General features: G+C 38.9%; 10 protein-coding genes. 8 read left to right on the forward strand and 2 right to left on the reverse strand.

From position 1 onward, the window contains the following. A partial coding sequence (locus C9J38_RS08280) for a retention module-containing protein (protein ID WP_146144060.1) occupies window positions 1-3,907 on the reverse strand: 3,907 nt, incomplete at its 3' end. 421 nt (window positions 3,908-4,328) lie between these two features. Here C9J38_RS08280 and C9J38_RS08285 point away from each other — a divergent pair. From C9J38_RS08285 to C9J38_RS08310, 6 genes are read left to right on the forward strand one after another with little or no spacing between them, the layout of a single operon-like run. After that, entirely contained in the window at window positions 4,329-5,723 is a 1,395-nt protein-coding gene (locus tag C9J38_RS08285) for an HlyD family type I secretion periplasmic adaptor subunit (RefSeq protein ID WP_107206652.1), read from the forward strand. A gap of 10 nt (window positions 5,724-5,733) precedes the next feature. Further along, window positions 5,734-7,038 carry a TolC family outer membrane protein gene (locus C9J38_RS08290; RefSeq protein ID WP_369917486.1) on the forward strand — a complete coding sequence of 435 codons (1,305 nt, stop codon included), beginning with the start codon at window positions 5,734-5,736 and terminating at the stop codon, window positions 7,036-7,038. An 11-nt stretch (window positions 7,039-7,049) separates the two neighbouring features. Continuing rightward, window positions 7,050-7,640, forward strand: a complete 591-nt coding sequence (locus tag C9J38_RS08295) for an OmpA family protein (RefSeq protein WP_107206654.1) — start codon at window positions 7,050-7,052, stop codon at window positions 7,638-7,640. A 15-nt stretch (window positions 7,641-7,655) separates the two neighbouring features. Continuing rightward, window positions 7,656-8,309: a transglutaminase-like cysteine peptidase gene (locus tag C9J38_RS08300; RefSeq protein WP_107206655.1), complete on the forward strand. Its 654-nt coding sequence runs from the start codon at window positions 7,656-7,658 to the stop codon at window positions 8,307-8,309. A gap of 13 nt (window positions 8,310-8,322) precedes the next feature. Next, entirely contained in the window at window positions 8,323-10,251 is a 1,929-nt protein-coding gene (locus C9J38_RS08305; protein ID WP_107206656.1) for an EAL domain-containing protein, read from the forward strand. A gap of 1 nt (window position 10,252) precedes the next feature. Next, the gene (locus tag C9J38_RS08310; RefSeq protein WP_107206657.1) at window positions 10,253-12,376 is read left to right on the forward strand and encodes a type I secretion system permease/ATPase; all 2,124 of its coding nucleotides are present in this window, start codon (window positions 10,253-10,255) and stop codon (window positions 12,374-12,376) included. Window positions 12,377-12,464: 88 nt separating this feature from the next. Here the strand turns inward: C9J38_RS08310 and C9J38_RS08315 are convergent, their stop codons facing one another. Next, the gene (locus C9J38_RS08315) at window positions 12,465-14,180 is read right to left on the reverse strand and encodes a choice-of-anchor I family protein (RefSeq protein ID WP_107206658.1); all 1,716 of its coding nucleotides are present in this window, start codon (window positions 14,178-14,180) and stop codon (window positions 12,465-12,467) included. Window positions 14,181-14,529: 349 nt separating this feature from the next. Between C9J38_RS08315 and C9J38_RS08320 the strand changes: the two genes are divergently transcribed. Then, window positions 14,530-15,225: a MaoC family dehydratase gene (locus C9J38_RS08320; RefSeq protein WP_107206659.1), complete on the forward strand. Its 696-nt coding sequence runs from the start codon at window positions 14,530-14,532 to the stop codon at window positions 15,223-15,225. A gap of 729 nt (window positions 15,226-15,954) precedes the next feature. Beyond that, window positions 15,955-16,974, forward strand: coding sequence for a lipoate--protein ligase (locus C9J38_RS08325; protein WP_107206660.1), 1,020 nt, complete (start codon window positions 15,955-15,957; stop codon window positions 16,972-16,974). Window positions 16,975-17,033 lie beyond the last annotated feature (59 nt).

Consider the following 17,033-nt stretch of genomic DNA (forward strand, 5'->3'; position numbering starts at 1 on the left):
CATTAAAGTGGATGGTCTGAATATCATCAGAGCCGACATTTAACGGGATCTGACCCTGCATCACTTTATCAGCGTCGGTGGTTTCATTGATGATGATACCTTTATCGGTACCAAATTCAGGGTTCGCACCATCCTCGATAGTGATATCCACATTGGCAGGTTTGTCTAACCAATCACCATCGGTATCTTTAACTTGGACTGGAACATCAATAACAATTTTGTCATCAACGCTTTTAATTAAGCCATCGGTGCCATTGTCATTATGATCAAGTGGCTTAAATTGCGTAATAGACACGTTAATATCAACATCATGCCCATTTACCGCTTGAACAGCGCTCACAGTTACCGTTAATACCGTTTCACCACCCGCAGTACCTGTAATTAATCCCGTTTTAGCATCATAGCTAAAGTTAATTGCCGTACCATTTGCTGTTGTAAGTTCAGTAGTTAACTCATGGATCAACGCATTAACTTGTGTCTGGTCAACGGTCACTGTTGTCGGATCAAGACGATCAACCCCCGCAGCAATAGCTATGGTTGTATTACCACTTACTGGGTAACCTTGCTCATTACCTTCAGGTGTTAAATCACCTTCTGTAATAGTAATAGCTCCTTGCTCATTACCTGATGCATTGGCACCATCATGAATAGTAATCTCAATATTACCTGGCTTGCTTACGTCACCATCTCTATCTTCTGCCACAACAGATAAAGCAATGTTCTCATTATCAGCTGCAGTATCATCGACCTGATCGATAGGTTGTTTTTGCGTTACAACGTAATGACCATTGATATCAATAGTCACTTCCATTACCACTTGCGATGGATCACTCGCTAATACCACCGTCACCGTAGTGCCATCAGCACTCAGTGAATAAGTTGTAGCATGACCATTACTGGTTAAACCATTAAGGGAGTCTTGGTTCGCCTCAAACGTAACCTTAACGACCTGATCACTACCGCTATCAACAGCAATATTCCCCGTACCGGTTGCAATGCCATCCTTACCTTCATTTAAGGTCGCTTTGCTATCCACACCAAAAGCAGGGATTTCGCCATCGACAACGGTAATATCTACGGTTGCAGGATCTTTTAACCAATCACCATCGGTATCTTTCACCTGAATAGGTAAATCGATAACAACTTGATCATTATGGTTAGCGACTAGACCATCGATCTCATTACCATTGTGATCTAATGGTCCGTACTGAGTCATGGTAACTTTTACATCAACATCTTTACCATTCGCTGCTTGAAGGGCTGTCAATGTTACGCTAACAACAGTTGCACCATTTGCGCTTCCGGTTAATACGCCCGTTGCTACATCATAAGTAAATGTTAATGGCTTACCGTCAGAACTAAGCTCTGTTGTAAGCTCATTTTTTAAAGCCTCGAGTTGTTTCTCATCAATCGTAATCGAGCTTGGGTCTAATCGGTCAGCACCAGCGGTAATCGTTAAAGAAGTACTTGCTGAAACGGGATACCCGACTTCATTACCTTCTGGGGTTAAGTCCCCTTCTGTAATCGTAATACTTGCAGACTCACCGCCACCGGCAATTGCACCGTCTTCTACTTGAATATTTAGTTGGCCTTGTGCGGTATCGCCGTCTTTATCTGTTGCAGTGACGTTTAATTCTATTTTCGCAATATTAAGACTATCTTGGTCCAACTCGCCTTCTACAATAACTTTGTAGCTACCATCATTAGCGATAGTAACAGTCATTACAGGCTTGCCTTCAGCATCAACGACGTTAATGGTATTACCTGAAACAGAAAAAGTAACAGGTTTGCCATCACTCGTAATATTCGCTAAGCCTGGTTGTTCAGCATCAAAGTGAATGTGAGATATTTCGTCTGAGCCAATATTAAGGGGGATTTTCCCATCGACAACTTTACCTAGATCATCGGTCTCATTAATTGGATTTTCTGTTCCAAGATCAATACCAAAAACAGGATTATCACCATCATTGATCGTGATATCTACTTGCGCAGGTTTTTCAAGAAAATCACCATCAGTGTCTTTTGCTTGAATAGGAAGATTGATTGAAATGTTACTGCCATTCACAGTAACAAAACCTTGTGAATTTCCAGAAGGGTTATGATCAAGTGGTAATTCTTGAATGATTTGAATTTCGACGTTAACGTTTTGACCCACTTGCGTTGGGATTAATTCAACTCGTACGGCAACTGTATCAGTACCCGCAATGGTACCGACTAAGTTACCATTAGCGTCAATCGTAAAGGTTAATGGTTTGCCACCAGATGTAAGCTCTGCGTTTAGCTCTTTAATTAAATCCGTTTGCTGCGTCGCATCAATGGCAACGGTGGTTGGATCGAGGCGATCTTCCCCCGCAACCAGCGTAAGCTCACCGTTTTTTTCTACTGGGTAAGTGGTATCTGCGCCACCCGTGCTTGTACCGCTCCCATCAACGTCAATATCACCTTCCGTTAATGTAATAGAAACGCGTTCCCCACCCGCAGCATCAGTGCCATCATTTATGGTGATATTTAACTCACCTTGAGCGGTATCACCGTCTTTATCTGTCGCAGTAACATCTAATTTAATATTCGCGATATCGTCACTGTTTTGGTCAATAGGCCCAGTCACTTTTACAGTGTAGGTACCATCATTCGCAATGGTCACCACCATCACAGGTTGCGAAGATGAATCTAAAACAGTTAAAACATTACCATCAACGGTAAACGTTGTTTCTCGACCATTACTTGTAATTGCCGTTAAGCCTGCTTGTTCAGCATTAAAATGAATGGTTGCGATTGCATCAGAACCAACATCAAGTGGAACCTTTCCGTCAATAACCTGATCAGCTTGAGTGCCTTCATTAATTGTCACGCCGGTATCAGTACCAAATTCGGGATTTGCACCGTCGATAACACCAATCTCAACATTAATTGGCTTATCTAATGCATTACCACTGCTATCTGTTGCTTGAATAGCAACATCAATATTGATTTGATCGCCATCACGATTGACTAAGCCAGAAACATTATCACCAGAGTGGTCAAGTGGCTGATTAATCGTTGTGGTTACTGTCACCGTTACATCACGCCCATTTTCTGACGTTGCTTCTAATGCAATAGACATAACAGGTTGACCATCGAGAGTACCGATGATCATATTCGTTACTTTATCGTAGACAAAAGTAACAGCCTGACCGCCTGATGTGATCTCACTGTTTAATTCATTTAAAACATTATTGATGGTGAGAGGATCAAATACAAACGATGAAGTCTCAAGAGGAAGCGTTGCCGCTTCTACAAAAATAGATGTCGAAGAAACAACAGGATAGGTATTATCACTGAGATCACCCTCAGTAATAAGTAATGAGCCTAGTTCGCCACCATCAGGAACTAAAATAGCCCGTGGATCTAGGTTATCTATATTTCGACTTGGATCATAAGCCGTATCGAAGCCAGCTTCAGCTAAAAGTGCATCGTTATCGTAATTAATCGTTATAAAACTTGCAGCAGAAGATGATCCATTAAGGCCTACATTACCTGCAGATTCATTACCAGCCGCAGGTGCTTCAAAAAGTTGAGTAGGATCCAGACCGTTTAAAATCGCAGCTTGAATTGCATCAATGTCGTCAGAAGCGAAAGTTGTATGTTCCGCTCCCTCATGATTAAACGCGATTTTGTTATTAAGATCCGTTGCTTTAACACCTACAGGCGTTGTTACTACGCAAGTTGGGCATGTCTGATTAATGACTTGCTCAAAGCCATTATTGTTAATAATAAATTTAGCGTTACCATTAGTAACAACGATTTCATCAGGTTGAAGAGTATGCTCATCAATAATTGGCTGAACTTTATCACCAGCCTTAAGAATAAAGCCGTCTCCATTCACAAGCTTGATCATGCCTAAATTCTTATTATCAATGGTAGTCATACTCTCTTAACCTTTTTTGTTTATTCAATTTGATAGTAACGATCCCAGTCATACAGAACATGTTACGCACCACCAATTGATGTTTTTATAATCGATAGAGGTTTTCTATTAAAAACGGTATTTTTTTAATTGATTTAAAAAAACATATCGTCAATAATTTGACGACATATTTAGCTAAAAATTCTTATTATTCAACTATGATTTTGCAAGCTTTTGTAACATACTTCATAGAAATATCAATAATAAATACCAATTAAGAACAAATAAGAGCGAAAAAATGCCCTGCAAACTTAATGATACTAGTGTTGATAGCATACAGTAAATAGTATAAAAACTGTAATGCGAACGACCATTTTAAATAACAAAATACATGGACGTCGGTCAGCATTTCCCTTTAGTGAGCATCTAACGCGGACAACTAATGAACAAGAAAAACACTTCTATTTCAGCAGACAACCTAGAGTATGTGGATGATAAATCAGCAGCATTGTTGCTTAATACCCCTAAAAGCGCTCGTGTTATTCTGTGGGTAATGATCTTATTCTTTGTCACGGCTTTCATTTGGGCTTACTTTGCCAAGTTAGATAAAGTGACCACCGGTAGCGGAAAAGTTATTCCGTCATCTCAACTTCAAGTCGTTCAAAACCTGGAAGGTGGTATTGTCAAAAAAGTGCTTGTTAAAGAAGGTGAACAAGTAAAGAAAGGTCAAACACTATTATTAATTGATGACACGCAATTTAAATCCGATTTTAAAGAAAAAACACAAAGCTTAGCTTCTATGCAAGCAGACTCCCAACGTTTAAATGCGTTACTTGCGAGCGTTACAGTGAGCAACAAAGCCGATAATACGCATTGGCGAAATAGTGTCACGATTGAACGTAAACCACCTGTTTTTGATGATACATTTAAAAAAGCACATTCAGCATTAGTTCGTCGGCAGCTCAATCAATTTACCGACAAATTAAATAACCTACAAAACCAGCTTTCTGTTGCTTCTGAGCAAGCATCGCAAAAAGAAAGAGAGTTGGCTGAAACACAATCTCGAGTCAGCAACTTACGTAACAGCTACAATATTGCTCTAAAAGAATACAATATTACGAAACCATTAGCTGAGGAAGGTGTTGTACCACGGATAGAATTACTGAAGTTACAACGGTCACTCAACGATACGAAACGTGATTTAAACTCTGCAAAAATGCAAATCCCTGTCACGCAAGCAGCGATTCAAGAAGCTGGCTTTAAGTACATTGATATTGCATTACAGTTCCGTTCAGATATTCAAGCACAACTAAATGAAACCAGTGACAAATTAGGGAGCTTAAGTGAAACCCAAATTGGTTTAGAAGATCGTGTTAAACGAACAACCGTGGTTTCACCGGTAACTGGCACAATTCAAAAAATATATGTCAATACTGTAGGTGGTGTTATTCAACCAGGCATGCCACTTGTGGAAATTGTTCCAACGGAAGATACCTTGCTAATAGAAGCTAAAATAGCACCGCAAGATATTGGCTTTCTACGACCAAATCTACCTGCAATTATTAAGTTTAGTGCCTATGATTTTACTAGCTATGGTGGTTTACATGGAACATTGGAAACAATCAGTGCAGATACAATCCAAGATAAAGAAGGCAATAGTTTCTATCAAGTCAGAATTCGTACTGATGCGAGTAGTTTAAAGGGACCTAATGGCGAAGCTTTACCGATTATACCCGGTATGACAGCCACCGTTGATATCATTACAGGAAAACGCTCTGTACTTGACTACCTTCTTAAACCAATACTCAAAGCGCGACATACCGCGTTAAGAGAATAATGAAGTGACTATGAAATATAAATTAAAAAAAATTACTCTTCTCATCGGTCTTCAATGTATGGCTGCGCCTGTAATGGCGCAATCATTGGAACAAGCTGTAGCTGAAACGCTCTCAAGTAATCCAGAGATTAAAAGTGCCTACAATGAGTTCCAAAGTAAGCATCAATTGATCAATGCTTCAAAAGGTGACTACCTACCAAGTGTCGATCTTGAAGCGGGTGTTGGCTATGACGATTACAAAGCGAAAAGCCCTTCTGGTGAATATAAACCTCGTAATGCGAAAATCAACATTCGACAGCTAATCTGGGATGGCTCGATTACGTACAACGATATTCAACGTAATAAGTCAGAAACAGAAGCAGAGCGTTATCAATTACTGTCTGATGCACAAGACAAAGCATTAAAAAGCACAGAAGCATATCTAAATGTGCTTCATGCTCAAGATGTACTCGCTTTGTCTGAATCAAACCTTAAAGTTCATCAAAAAATGTATTCAGACATTAAAAAACGTGCAGACTCAGGTATTGGATCAACAGCTGACTTAGCACAAGTCGAAGGCCGTTTAGCCAGTTCTAATACAAATCTACTGGCAGCACAAAGCAATTTGCAAGACAAGATAACCCAGTTTGTGCGTATCGTTGGCCAGTATCCTAAAGATCTTGTAAAGCCTGAAGTTGACGTGAACTACCTACCAAAATCATTAGATGATGCATTAGAAAAAGCGAAGAAAAATAACCCTGTGGTACACGTTGCCTCAAATGACATTGACGCTGCTGAATATCAGTACAAGCAAGCAAAAGGTACGTTCTACCCATCATTTAGTATAGAAGCATCACAAGAATGGGGAGATGACTTAAATGGCTCTGAAGGTAAAACTGATGAGCTAAAAGCCATGCTAAAAATGCGCTATAACCTGTATAACGGTGGCAGTGATGTAGCAAAATCTCGTCGTGCTGCATACCAAATTAACAAATCTAAAGACATTCGTGATCGTGCTCACCACATGTTAGAAGAAGGTACTCGCCTATCTTGGAGCGCACTAGATTTAGCGAAAAAACAAAAACTGTTCTTGCAAGAGCACGTTGATGCCTCTGCACGTACCGTTATCGCATATGAAAAACAGTTTAAGATTGGTCAGCGTACATTACTGGATGTACTCAACACCGAAAACGAATTATTTGAAGCACGTAAAGCTTATTTAGCAGCTGAATATGATGGTATTTTAGCAAAATACCGTGTTCTTAATGCAACCGGTCTAATCCTTGATGAGATGCGCGTTGAGATCCCAGAAACTTGGGCAAAGTCTGTTAAATAAAAGGATTAAAAATGAAATACGTAATCACGGTTTTACTGTCTTTTTCTTTACTTGGTTGTTCACTATCTGTACCGCAGCCTCCTATTGCAAAGCAAACAAAAGATCTGTTTGACGCAGATAGTGATGGTGTGATCAATCAGCGTGACCGCTGTGCTGATACGCCTATAGATGCCGTCGTAGATAACGATGGCTGTCCTACATATGTTAAAAATTCAGAAGAGAATAATATTCACGTATTATTTGCTAATAACTCTGCAGAAATCCCTGAAAGCTATATGGAAAACATTAGCAATATGAGTGAATTTTTAGCCAAATACCCCAAAACACACATTGAACTAAAAGGGTATGCGAGTCCAGTTGGTAACGCGGCATACAATGTTGCGTTATCAAAGCGCCGTGCTGCAGCTATTCGACAAGCACTGATCACTGAAGGGGTTGCACCGTCTCGCATTAAAACTATTGGTTTTGGTGATAGCGATCCTGTGAAAGCGTCAGATGTTGAAGAAAGTAACGCACTTAGCCGTCGCGTTGTCGCTCAAGTTGTTGGATCTCAAGGTAACGTTGTGAAAGAATGGAGTATCTATACTGTTCGTGAAAATTAATAAATAGAATCCACGTTGAAAAAAATAATCTTCTGGGCTCTGTGTTTAGTCGTGGCAGTGAATGTATTCGCTGCCACGAACAAGCAACAGATCGCAAAAATAGAACACTTTTACGGAGAAAGAGCTGGGAAACGAGCGACTGCGTGGCGAGCACTCATCCAAAATTCACAACACTTAAGTGAACAGCAAAAACTGAAAGCTGTTAATAACTTTTTCAATCAATTTGTTTTTATCAGTGATGAGAAGTTATGGGGTAAAGAAGATTACTGGGCCACACCTTATGAATTTGTAGGTGCAGGTGCCGGTGATTGTGAAGATTTTAGTATCGCCAAATACCAAGCATTAAGAGAACTGGGCATACCAGATAAAAAGCTGCGATTAATTTACGTAAAAGCTTTAGAACTGAATCAATTCCACATGGTTGTCGCTTACTACCCTACTCCCTCCTCTGTACCTCTAATTTTAGATAACTTAAAAGGTGAAATTTCACCTGCAACACAACGAAAAGATTTACTACCGATTTACAGCTTTAATGGTAGCAAGTTGTGGCTAATGAAAAATAGAGGGCAAAGTCAAGTCGCAGGAAAAGCGTCACGTCTTAGCCTATGGAACGACCTCCGTGATCGTTCCAATAAAATAATACTACACCGCCCTAAAAATACTTATTAACGAGTGAACATCAATGACACTTTATCGACAGCTTTTACTATGGATGCTGGTTGTATTTTTCGCATTTATCAGTGCGGTCTTTGCAATCCAATTCAGTACTACAAAAGACTATCTTGTTCACCAGCAATCAACAGAGTTAACGAATGCAATAAGCTCTGTTGGTTTTGCCCTGTCTCCTTACCTTGAAAATAAAGACATGGTTGCTGCAGAATCAGTGATAAGCGCAACGTTTGACTCAAGTTTTTACAGTGAAGTTAAACTTGAGCTCTTAGATTCCGACAAGAAAATCGTTCGTCAGTATCCTCAGAAGGTTGCTGGTGTACCTAGCTGGTTCCAAAGCCTCATTAATATTGAACCGATCACGCAATCAACAACACTTGCAAGTGGTTGGATGCAACTTGCAAACCTTACAGTAACAAGTAGCCCAGCTACAGCTTACCAACAATTGTGGAAAGCTACCGTGCAGCTCATGCTAGGTTTCGTTATATGTTCAGTTTTAGGTGCAATCGTTTTATCGCTTGTTCTCAATAAAGTATTACAACCGTTAAAACAGATCCAAAATAGTGCAAAAGAGATGGCATCACAGCATTTCACATCTTCTCTTCCAATGCCTCTCACCCGCGATCTAGCTGATGTGGTTACCGCTTTTAACTCAATGAACCAACAACTTCAAAGTCACTTTGAACAGCAAGCACAAGAGGCAGACAACCTTCGTATTCGTGCTTATCAAGACCCTGTATCAGGTTTGGCTAACCGTAGTTATCTCCTATCAAAAATTAACACCTGGCTATCTCATAAACCAAGTGGCGGTATGGCGTTATTGAAAGCAGATGATATTGAAGATAGCTATACTCAATCCGGCTATGAAGCTGGTGACCAATTAGTTCAAAAAGTTTCTTCTCGCTTAAAAGAACTGTCGAATGACGATGTAACCATTGCACGTCTAAACCAATCAGAGTTTGCTTTAATATCTCCTAACGCGACCAAAGAAGAACTTATCGAAACTGGTCGAAAAATGCTTAACATGACTTCAGAACTTAATTCAGATCCATTAGGCATAGCACCATTACATGCTGCTGTCGGCATTGTGATTTGTTCAGACAATGAAACAATCTCTACATTATTAGCCAGTGCTGATAATGCGTTAAACAAAGCACGACAAGAGCCTAAAGAACCACTCGCGCTGATTGAATCTCATGAGAAGAAAGAAACGGCATCATTAGGTAAGCAACAATGGAAAGCACTGGTTGATGAAGCTATCGCCAATAAGCTTATCCACTTCACATTCCAAAAAGCGATCAATGTTGGCAATAAAATACTGCATAAAGAAGCTTTCGCTTACATTCAAAAAGACAACCAGCGCTTTAATGCCGGTCAATTTTTATCTGCGATAGAACAACTCAATGAAGGTGCTAATTTTGACCGCTACATCGTTGATGCATTATTTAGCGATATAGAGAGAAATCCAACCTCTGTTCCTATTGCGATTAACATTACACAAAGCAGTATTAACGATACGGGTTTCATTCGTTGGTTAAACAGCAAGCTCCAAAGTTCACAGCAAATTAAAGATCGTGTTTTATTCGAATTACCTGAAATTTGCTTTATTAAGCAAATTGACAATGTATCTTTACTGTGTGAAATCATTCATCAAAATGGCTTCCGCTTTGGTATTGATAATTACGGGCATAACTTTAGCTCAGCTGGTTATTTAAATCGTCTCCGCCCAAACTACGTTAAATTAGATTTTGCTTATACTTCACAACTCGATGATCAGATAAAAACGGATGTACTTCAATCTATCACACGTACGGCCAATAACCTTTCTGTCACCACAATTGCAACACGCGTAGAAACGGCTGAGCAAAAAGATAAATTAGCTGCGATGGATATCCTCGGGTTCCAAGGTTTTGTTACTGATCAATTGAATCACGAGAATTAAAATGAAAGATCCTTTACTTCAGTCACTCGTATATGTCAGCCGTTTTTATGGTCAAGCAAATTCACCAGATGCTCTCGTGGCAGATTTACCATTAACTGATGGTTTACTTTCTCCTTTTCTTCTTCCTCGCGCAGCAGAAAAAGCAGGACTGCAAGCCAAAGAAACAAAAATGGAATTGAAGAGTATCTCTTCTCTTCTATTTCCTGTCATCGCTCTACTTAAAGGTGGAGACGCATGTGTCGTTTTAAGTATTGATAAAGAAAAAGGTGAAGCCGAAGTTGTCCTGCCACAAAATGAAGGTAGTGAACAATGGATCAAATTGAATGAATTAAATGCGCAATACACGGGCCGGTTATTTTTAGTCAAAAAGCGCTTCCGCTACGATGAACGCTCGCCTGAAATTTTAAAAACGCGTGATGGCCACTGGTTTTGGAGTACCTTATGGGAATCTCGTAATATTTACCGTGATGTATTGATAGCCTCAATTCTTATCAATATATTTGCCATCGCCGCTCCCCTTTTCACTCGCTTAGTGTATGACAAAATTGTACCTAATTTAGCGTTTGATTCATTATGGGTGCTAGCCATTGGTATTACGGTTATTTTTGTCTTCGATTTGATATTAAAATTGCTGAGAAGCTATTTCATCGATCTTGCTGGTAAAAAATCAGATATATTAATATCAGCAAAAATATTTAGCCGTGTCATGGGTATTCGTATGGAAGCAAAACCAGCTTCTGTTGGTGCGTTTGCTCGCCACTTACAAGAGTTTGAATCTATTCGAGAGTTCTTTACCTCGGCAACCGTATCTTCATTAATCGATTTACCTTTTGCTCTGCTATTCCTACTGATCATCTACATAATGGCAGGGCCTTTAGCATTAGTACCTTTGATTGCTGTACTCATATTAGTGGCGTATAGCTTCTTTATCCAACGCCCACTTCGAAAAAGTATTGAAGAAGGCTCACGTCTTTCTTCGCAAAAACATGCCAACCTCATCGAAAGCCTATCAGGTTTAGAAACAGTTAAAATGTTTGGCGCACAAAGCCAATTCCAATACCGTTGGGAAGAAGCTGTCGCGCATATGTCTAACTGGAGTTTAAAATCACGTCGTTTAACAGACTCTGTACAAAATACCGCAGGTTTCTTACAGCAGTTCGTTTCTGTCGCAATGATTGTGGTAGGCGTGTATTTAATTGCCAATGGCGACCTCACTATGGGTGGTTTGATAGCCTCAACCATGTTAAGTGGGCGTGCGGTTGGTCCAATGGTACAACTTGCCCTACTTTCTACCCGTTATAACCAAGCAAAATCAGCAATGACGGTCATTGAACAGTTGATGGCTATGCCATTAGAGCAAGAAGATGGTAAACGTTACATTCATCGCCCTGTTATTCGCGGAAAAATTGAATTTGATAATGTATCCTTTGCTTACCCCAATGCAACACATGCCGCGCTAAAAAATATTAACCTCACCATTAATCCTGGTGAAAAAGTGGCAATTATTGGTCGTATTGGTTCTGGTAAAACAAGCTTAGAACGTTTGTTAATGGGGCTATATAGACCAACAGAAGGTTCTGTTTTAATTGATGATACTGATATTAATCAACTTCATCATATTGATATCCGTAGGAATATTGGCTGTGTTCCACAAGATATCACGTTATTCTTTGGCTCAATTCGTGACAATATTACATTGGGGCGCCCGTTAGCCAGTGATAATGAAATATTATTAGCAGCAGAGCGTGCTGGCGTGACAGCCTTTACACAACACGATGCCGCAGGTTTAGAAAAACAAATTGGTGAAGGTGGTCATGCTATTTCCGGTGGTCAACGACAAGCAATTGCGATTGCGCGTGCATTCTTATCTAACCCACCCGTTATGATTATGGATGAACCAACGAGTAGTATGGATAACCGCTCTGAAATGTATATAAAACGTCAACTGACTAATATGACCCCAGAAGAAACACTGATTTTAATCACTCATAAAACCAGTATGCTTGATATTGTTGATCGACTTATTGTTATGGAGCAAGGACGCATTGTCGCCGATGGTCCAAAAGATGCCGTGTTGAAGTCACTCCGTGAAGGTAATGTAAGCCAGCCAAAATCAGAGCAATAATAACCGTCATCTTGTTTAATTAAATCACACATCAACGCCGATATCTTAATATAATAAAAAAGATATCGGCGTTTTTATTTATTAACAATTACTTAGTTGAGATTTCCCATACCGCAATACTGCCAGAAATTTCATTACCAATAATCACTAACGGCTTTTGAGTTGGGCTGTTTTTTGCTTCCACAAATGTCATGCCTTCAGGTGCCAAATCACCCGTGATCGCTTCGCCTTCTACAACACCACGATTAATGAAATAATCGACATAATGCGCTTTACGTGGTTCTGTAATATCATAAACAACTACCCCACCCATGCGCTCTAAACCAACAAAAGCATATGTCTTGTCACCCACTTTTCCGACGGTTAACGCTTCAGGTTCAGCACCTTTAGCGTCAGAACGCGCATCACCTGCATTTTCATCTTCATCATTATTAAATGCTTTACCGTGAATTTTAGCGGTGAGTTGTCCAATCTCATCACCCGAATCAAAAATCATCTTGCCTTGACTATCTAAAATAGAAAAAGAACGTCCGCCAAAGGTATATAGCTCTTCATACTTACCATCGCCATCTTTATCACCTAACTGAGGATTAACTTTAAGACGACCTATATCCGATTCATCATTTTTTAAATAATTAAAATTATCAGCAAGCGTTAATTTTTTTGCGCGAATATCATTAACAAAAGACACACAGCCCTTTTTCTTGTCAAAATCTACTCCGCCTTGTGCTTTACATGATTCCTTATCTTTCGCATCAAAGAAATATTCGCGACCATCACCTTCATTTGCAATCACAACAAAGTTCTTTCCATCTACACTGTAACTTGCCAATGTGTCAGGCTGGTACATGCCATAGAGTCCGGAATAAGTCTTCATATTAATGCCGCCATCTTTATCAGATGCATCCATCTTATACTTAGACCAATCTTTGAAACCTAAGCCTTTTAAAGTGAGTTTATTTGTCGCTAAATCAACAATAGCGATACCGTTATTTTCCTGCAACGACACATAAGCAGTTTTACTGTCTTTCGATATAGCGACATACTCAGGCTCTATGTCTTGGGCGACTGTTGTTATAATTTTCGAGCCCTTAATGGTTTGACCGCTAGGATTAGAAAAAACCATCCCTTGTTTTTCTAGTTCTGATTGTCTGCCATTAAAAGAAGTAAAGTCGAGTAATTCTGCTTTATCTGCCACTTTGCCATTATTAATACTAATAATACCAATAGAGCCTTCAGGATCGGTTAAGTAATCCCCTGATGGTTCACCCTCATTGGCGACGACAACTTTGGTTTCATCCGGTGTAAATGTCACCATATCTGGTAGATAACCCACTTCGACATTCTTAATAAATGCAGGTATGTCTTTACTTATGTCATAAAAAGCAATGACGCCTTTTTCACCTGTTTTATTAGCAGCCATAGCAACAGCAGCTAATCCTGATTTTTCAGCAATCGCAATACTATTCGCATTTCCTGCTGTATATTTATTTAAATCAATCGTATAGCTAGATTTTAAATTACTACCATTAACCACCCCTTCAGATGTTCGTTTGAGTTTTTTTAAGGGGGTATTAGCAATATCAACAATTTCTACCGTCGATGTCGAACCAGATCCATTAATTGCAAATATTCGTTTTTTGTTATTCTGGTACGCAACAATTTCAGCTGCACCTTCTGGCGATTCAGCATTAAGCAATGCACGTCCAATTAAATGTATATCAAATTGACTTTCAGCCTGAGCGTTAGAAAAAGGTATAGATAAAGACGAAATCAATAGCCCAGCAAATAATGGTTTTTTCACAGTTGATCCTTAACATTAATAAAAAACCACTACACTTTGGCAAACAAAAATGAAAATTTTACTACAATGGAAGGATGTTTTTATGACGAAGAGTAAAGGTGCAATATTCTCTAACATAATACTTATACTATTAAGTCATTAATTTAGTTATTAATTTTCTGACTAGCATGTAACTTAATAAAGGAATTATCATTAATACATTGCGCTATTTCATTGATTTAACTAAAATTCACTCATCGGATGAGTTAATTTATGCGACACAAAGCACGAAAAAGTTTGTGAAGATGTAATATCTCGCTAAAATACGTGCCCCCCTACAAGTGGGTTATATCAACGAAGGTTATGCTCTATGAAAGAAAAAGTAGTCGATTTTATCAAACGTAAGCGTGAAGACTTAGCGCATCACCAGTTTGAGTTTAAAGACTGGCTATCACCAACAATCCGAGATTACTGGGTTGAGTTCTTAAACAAAGCAAACAATAGCCAAATTGCTTCATGGGTTAAAGATCATAGCTTGGTTTCTGTCGCCAATGACAATGCTATAGAAGTTGAAAAGCCAGAACCTATTGAGATGCACCCTGAAGCTCAAAAGCTAATGAATACCTTAACTGCAACATTAGGTGAAGAAATTCATGTTGGGGAATGGTTAACAGTCGAGCAGTCACGTATTAACCATTTTGCTGATGTCACTGAAGATCACCAATGGATACATACTGATCCAGAGCGCGCACAAACAGAATCACCTTTTAAAACAACTATTGCTCATGGATTTTTAACACTGTCATTATTATCAGTATTAACAGATAGTGTCGATCCTAAAGATCAAAAATTTCCTACAGCCAAAATGACCGTGAATTATGGATTAAACCAAGTGCGCTTTCCATATCCTGTAAAATCAGGCGTAAATGTGCGTGCTCGTACTAAAATTCAATCCGTCACGCCAATTAAACGTGGCTTGGAAATTGTGCAAGAAATTACAGTTGAAATTGAAGGATGTCGTCGTCCTGGCTGTGTTGCTGAATCAGTTGTTCGCCTCTATTTCTAACAAATAAGAATAATAAGTCACAAAGCCGAACATAATGTTCGGCTTTTTTATATAAAAATTAGCCTCGGAATAACGGTCATAATATGAACTCCATAAGCAACCTAACTTTCCATTAATGGCTCTTTATCGTAAATTTTTGCATGGTATGGTGAGAAGCTATCTCTACTATCGGTATATTAAAATGAAAAAGTGGTTTAAATTTCTTCCTCTTATTCTACTTGTGGGTTACTTCATCACTTATGATGTTGTTACACAAGTTGAAAGTACAACGCCCTCTGCACAAACCAGCCAGCAATAAATTTTCATCACGATTAGAGGCATGGTTTCAGCCATGCACTCATTTCAACTTTTTTAATTATTTGCTTTTCAGGTCAGTATTCTTTAACTACGCTTTATAGGGACAGGTTAGAAAATTAACATTTATGTTATCAACCTTACCTTTCAACAATAGCTATATGTTCTGACAACCTGCAATGTTATCCTAATTTTAAGCAATAAAACGCATTAAAATTCTCTATAGAGAAACATAAATATCATTCCCAAATCATATATTCTTCCAGTTTATAATATGTGATTTGGTTTTTTTTTAACTATTACTTTTGTTACATTTAGCGATTTAAGCCAAACCTCACCTCCTTGTACAATAAAAACAGAATCTTCCTCTGCTTTACCTCAATAACGTTACCCTGTAAATTCACTATATTGTCTAGTCATTGTCAGGTCTGTTAAATGTCCGTAACAACACGTGTTTTTATTTCTCAATCAACACAACCTTGGTTTAACCTTGCTGTTGAAGACGCTATTTTCCGAAATATGCCAGCCAATCAGCAGGTTCTCTTTTTATGGCGCAATGCGGATACAGTTGTGATTGGTCGAGCTCAAAATCCATGGAAAGAATGTAACACTAGGAAAATGGAGCAGGATGAGATCACCCTCGCTCGTCGTCAAAGTGGTGGCGGTGCAGTCTTTCATGATTTGGGTAATACTAATTTCACTTTTATGGCAGGAAAACCAAAATATGATAAAAACGTCTCAACAGAGATCGTTTTATCAGCCTTAAAACAACTTGGAATAAACGCAGCAGCAACAGGTCGAAACGATCTCGTTGTATCAACAAAAGACGGTGATCGAAAGTTTTCAGGTTCTGCATATAGAGAGACAATGGATCGTGGGTTTCATCATGGCACTCTTCTTCTAAGTGCAGATCTGACACGTTTAGCTAACTATCTAAATCCTGATAAAAAGAAACTAGAGGCTAAAGGGATCACATCCGTCAGATCTCGCGTTATCAACCTAAATGAACTTCTTCCAAATATAGACCATAAAAGTGTATGTAAAGCGATTACAGCCTCTTTTTTTGCCCACTATGGTGAATGTGTAGATATTGAGTATATCTCACCAGAAAACCTGCCAGACTTACCTGGATTTAAAGAAAAATACCAACAACAAGCAAGTTGGAACTGGAACTTTGGCAATACGCCCCAGTTTATGCATTCTCTTGATGAGCGCTTTTCTTGGGGAGGCGTTGAACTTCATTTAGATGTTAAAAAAGGTCATATCATTTCTGTAAAAATGTTCACAGATAGCTTAGATCCTACACCTATTGAGCTAGTTGAAAAAACACTCTTTGGTCTTGAATATAATGCAGCCACTATAAGTAACGCCATATCAGAATTAACAGTAGAGCAGGAGCAATATAAAAACGAGCTGTTCGATATTAATACATGGCTTAAACAGGTTATTATCTAGTCATTAATAGCGGCTTTATTCTTTCATTAAATTTAGATATTTGCCGCTTATTAATTATC

It is taken from the genome of Photobacterium sp. GB-210 (assembly GCF_003026075.1).
Classification (GTDB): domain Bacteria; phylum Pseudomonadota; class Gammaproteobacteria; order Enterobacterales; family Vibrionaceae; genus Photobacterium.